Origin of the sequence: Streptomyces sp. NPDC005195 (genome assembly GCF_040608315.1) — a bacterium.
Classification (GTDB): domain Bacteria; phylum Actinomycetota; class Actinomycetes; order Streptomycetales; family Streptomycetaceae; genus Streptomyces; species Streptomyces kaempferi.
Genome location: NZ_JBEXHZ010000187.1, coordinates 1 through 3,679, shown reverse-complemented (window position 1 = coordinate 3,679; position 3,679 = coordinate 1). Strand labels below are relative to the sequence as shown.

Here is a 3,679-nt window from a genome sequence, read left to right as displayed (position 1 = left end):
GGTCGCCGTGGCGAAGACTCCGGCGTGCGCGGCCGCGGCGACGTCGAGGGTGCCGCTGCCCGCCTGGAAGGCGTCGTACTGCGGGGTCTGCCGGGAGCTGCTGGTCAGCAGGTCCTTCAGCGCGCTTCCGGTGAGGTCCGGGTGGGCGGCGGCCATCAGCGCGGCGGCGCCCGTGACGTGGGGCGTGGCCATGGAGGTGCCGCTCATGGTCTGGTAGGCGCCCGCGTCGTTGCCGTCGAACTGGGAGTTGGCCGCGAGGATGCCGACGCCGGGGGCGGTGATCTCCGGCTTCAGGGCGCCGTCCACGCGGGGACCCTGGCTGGAGAAGACGGCCACGGAGTCGTCGGAGTCGACGGCGCCCACGGTCAGCGCGTCGTTCGCCGCGCCCGGTGAGCCGATGGTGCCGGGTGCGCCCGCGTTGCCGGCGGCGACGACGAACAGCGCGCCGGTCTCGGTGCTGAGCCGGTCGACAGCCTGGCTGAGGGGGTCGGTCCCGTCGGACACCTGGCCGTCGCCGAGGCTCATGTTGATGACCTTGGCGTGCTGGTCGACCGCGGCCCATTCCATGCCGGCCAGGACCCAGGAGGTCTGTCCGGATCCGGTGTTGTCGAGGACCTTGCCGATGTCGAGGCGGGCGCCGGGGGCGACGCCCTTCTCCTTGCCGTCGGAGGCCGCGCCGGTGCCGGCGATGATGGACGCGACATGCGTGCCGTGGCCGACGTGGTCGTCGGTGTTCTCGTCCGGTACGAAGCTCTGCCGGCTCGCGACGCGGTCCGCGAGGTCGGGGTGTCCCGCGTCGACGCCGGTGTCGAGAACGGCGACGTCCACGCCCTGTCCGGTGTTGCCGTCCGCCCAGACCTGGGGCGCGCCGATCTGCTTCGTGCTGTCGGCGAGGTCGGCGTGGACGAGGCCGTCCAGCCAGATGTGCGCGATCCCGTCGGCGAAGGCCGGTGCGGTGGCCTGCTTGCGGGCTCCGTCGGTCGTCGACGTCCCGGCCACGGACTTCCAGAAGTCCGCGGCGTGCGCACGGTCCGCGGTGAGAGCGGCGCCGTCGATGCCGTCGAGGGTGCGGACCCGGGTCGCCCCGTCGGGCAGGGCGGCGGCCTTGCGGCGCGTGTCGGCGGAGTGCGTGTAGGAGACGATGAGCGGCAGCCGGTCACGGTGCGCGTCGTCGTACCCGTCGGCGATCATGTCCGTGATGTTGAACAGCTGCCGGTCCAGGGTGCCCTCGGCCACGTAGGGCAGGACGGACTCGGGGAACACGTAGAGGTCGTCGCCGGACGTCAGGATGTGGGTCTGTACGGGGCGCCCGTCGGCACCGCGGACGCCGACGGTGCCTCCGGCCCTGCCGTCGGTGCCAGGGCTCTGCCGGGTGGTGACCACGTCACCGGTGATCAGTGTGACGGAGTGGTCGCCCGCGGGCACCCGGTCGGACGCGGATGCGGTGGACGGGGAGGCGTCGGCGTCAAAGCGGGCTGGTGAGGGCGCCGAGGCCGCCGCCTGGTAGGGGCCGGCCAGCGCGAGTACCAGAGCGCCGGCGGCAACCGGCACACTCCAGCGTCTGCGGTGGTGTGCTTTCACAAGGTCTCTCCCGGCTGTGCGGTCGGGCAGAGCACGGTCGTCCTCTGCCGTCCACGTGGCGCCGCCTGACCGGTCGTCGGCATCGAGGGTGCTCGGAGCCCTTCCACAGGTGGCGTGAACGTTCGAAGTGAAGGCTTGTGAACGACGGTTGTCTAGATCAAACTCATGTCGTACATCGCCAGCTGGCGATTCGCGTCACGAGCGTCCCGACGGCTCGCCGGGCGGTGATCACGGGGAGGGCCGCCGGTGCTGAGCACCCTGGGGATCAGCGAGTTCGACGAACGGGTCTACCGCACCTATCTGACCAGATCGGACCGGACGACTGCGGAGATCGCCGAGAGCCTTGGCACCACGCCCAGCCGGATCAGGCGCACCGTCTCCCGGTTGGTGGAGCTGGGCATGCTGCGGAAGGAAGGGCACGGCCAGTACCGGCCGGTCGGCCCGCACACCGCGCTGAGCGCGCTGCTCGCCAGACGCCGGGCCGAGACCGAGGCGGCGTTCAGTGCGGTGTGGGGCACCGTCGACGACCTGGCTGACGAGTACCGTGCCCGACGACTGCGGGAGGATCCGACCGGACTGGTGGAGGTGATCACCGGCGAGGCGGAGATCACGCTGCGCGTCGCCGAACTGATGCAGTCGGTCCGCACCCATTTCTGGGTCCTCGACCGTCCCCCCTATCTCGGCGCCTACAGCACCGAGTTGGAGGAGGACCTGACGATGGACCTGCTGGGCCGCGGCGTCGACATACGGTCGGTCTACACTCCGGAGGCGCTGGCGCAGCCCGGCCGTTTCGAGCTGATCAGCCACCTCGCCGGGATCGGCGAGCAGGCCCGGATCCTGCCGGCCCTGCCGTTCAGACTGCGCATCATGGACCGACGCGTCGCGCTGGTCGCGCTGGTCCCGGGCCGCTACGACATGATCGCCGTGGTCCACCGGTCGGGGCTGCTCGACGCGCTCCTGGAGTTGTTCGACTCCTACTGGCAGCGTGCGCAGACCGTCGTCGCGACCGATCCGGCGACGCCCGACGGGCCGAGCCCGCAGGATCTCCTGCTGCTGAAGATGATGCAGGCGGGTTACAAGGACCACGCGATCGCCCGGCAGTTGGGGACGAGCGCGCGCACCGTGACCCGCCGGATCGCGGCGATCGCGTCCGGGCTCGGCCTCGACACCCGCTTCCAGGTCGGGGCCGAGGCCGCGAAGAGGGGCTGGATCTGAGGACTTCCGGGGAATCAAGGGCTTGCCTTCCCGCAAGTCCTCGGGACCCGGGCGCTGTTCATGCGCGGGTGTGCCGGTGCCGACGTAGACGTGGACGTAGATGTGGATGTGGATCAATCGCGGGACGCGGTCCGAGGGTTGTCCCGCAGCCGGGGCCGAGCCGTCGTCGCCCCTCTACGACTCCGGCTGTCCCGGCCTCGTGGACACGGGCCGGCGCGCCACGCGGTAGCGGAGATGGACGAATTTCGAGTTGAAGGTGCGGGTCCCGACGAGTTCGAGATCCGCCCGGCGCTCGTGCCGGGGAAAGAACGGAATGCCACCGCCGACCAGTACCGGGTGGACCATGAGCCGGTACTCGTCGATGAGACCCGACGCGGCCGCCTCGGCGGCGAGAGTCGCGCCGCCGATCGCGATGTCGCCCTCGCCCGGCTCGGCCCGCAAGCGCTCGATCTCCTCCGCCAGGCTACCGGAGGCCGATCGGGCATTTCCTTGCACCGCCGGGAGCGTGGTGGAGAACACCACCTTCGGGAGCGGCTTCCAGAGCGCGGTCCACTCGAGCTTCGACTCGTCCAGCGATGGATCCTGGTCGGCGGTCTCCCAGTACAGCATCGTCTCGTACAGCCGTCGTCCCAGCAGATGGACGCCGACCTCTCGGATCTCGTCGATCCAGAAGCGGAAGACCTCCTCGTCGGGCTCCGTCCAGTTCAAGCCGCCGTCCGGTCCGGCGATGTAGCCGTCGAGTGAGACGTTCATCGAATAGGTGACGCGGCGCATCAGTAGCCCCCTTCGGCAACGGGTTCGACAGTATGACCGCCGGAGGCCGCGGGACTCATCGCGACTCGGCCGGTCGAGCGGCCGCGGGCCACCGCCGTACTCCGTGCGG

At 70.7% G+C, this 3,679-nt stretch carries 3 protein-coding genes; 1 reads left to right on the top strand and 2 read right to left on the bottom strand.

Annotated elements, in window-relative coordinates:
* Positions 1 to 1,425, bottom strand: a 1,425-nt coding sequence (locus tag ABZV34_RS37665; protein WP_356287258.1) for a S8 family serine peptidase, incomplete at its 3' end; no start/stop codon positions are given.
* Positions 1,426 to 1,827: 402 nt separating this feature from the next.
* On the opposite strand from ABZV34_RS37665, the gene ABZV34_RS37660 reads away from it, so the two are divergent.
* Positions 1,828 to 2,796 (top strand): helix-turn-helix domain-containing protein, encoded by a 969-nt coding sequence (locus ABZV34_RS37660; protein ID WP_356287255.1) that lies wholly within the window; start codon positions 1,828 to 1,830, stop codon positions 2,794 to 2,796.
* Between the two features lie 174 nt (positions 2,797 to 2,970).
* Here the strand turns inward: ABZV34_RS37660 and ABZV34_RS37655 are convergent, their stop codons facing one another.
* On the bottom strand, positions 2,971 to 3,570 hold the full coding sequence (locus ABZV34_RS37655) for a dihydrofolate reductase family protein (protein WP_356287252.1): 600 nt from the start codon (positions 3,568 to 3,570) through the stop codon (positions 2,971 to 2,973).
* Between the last annotated feature and the right edge of the window lie 109 nt (positions 3,571 to 3,679).

What these genes read in the sequence shown, in the direction of transcription:
- ABZV34_RS37655 (WP_356287252.1), bottom strand. Translation starts at nt 3,570, where the DNA reads ATGCGCCGCGTCACCTATTCGATGAACGTCTCACTCGACGGCTACATC.